Here is a 468-nt window from a genome sequence, read left to right on the forward strand (position 1 = left end):
TGAATATTGAAAATTTTTGGTAATAAAATGGAAAGGAATTTCAATTTTTAATAGAAATATTGTGATATTATCACCAAATTTAACAATAAAATCTTATAGAATAAATGGAGGGTGATGAAGGCGTACCAGTTATTAATAAAATCAATAGGTTATTGTAAAAGTAAGGGAATTTGTACTTATTGATTCTATTAAGCTTTTTTATACCCTATCCCGCACCTTTTTGAAGTTTTTTATCGCTTATTCCTACCCATTTTTCCTAGATATTAAATCAGATTTGTAGGCATGATACTTGACTTTTATTGTTATGGTTCGTATAGTTATAGTATACGATAGGAAATGGTAATGGCAATTGTGAGCTTCAAGCATAAAGGCTTAAAATTATTTTACACAACGGGTTCCACAAAAGCTATTCAAGCAGCTCACACAAAAAAGTTACGTATTATTTTAACGGCTTTAACAAGTGCTACG

At 29.3% G+C, this 468-nt stretch carries 1 pseudogene; it reads left to right on the forward strand.

The window, feature by feature from the left end:
• Positions 1-342: 342 nt before the first annotated feature.
• Positions 343-468 (forward strand): annotated as a pseudogene (locus J7R10_RS08620) (type II toxin-antitoxin system RelE/ParE family toxin); the annotation flags it as partial.

Source organism: Bartonella vinsonii subsp. berkhoffii ATCC 51672 (assembly GCF_902825225.1).
In the GTDB taxonomy this organism is placed as follows: domain Bacteria; phylum Pseudomonadota; class Alphaproteobacteria; order Rhizobiales; family Rhizobiaceae; genus Bartonella; species Bartonella berkhoffii.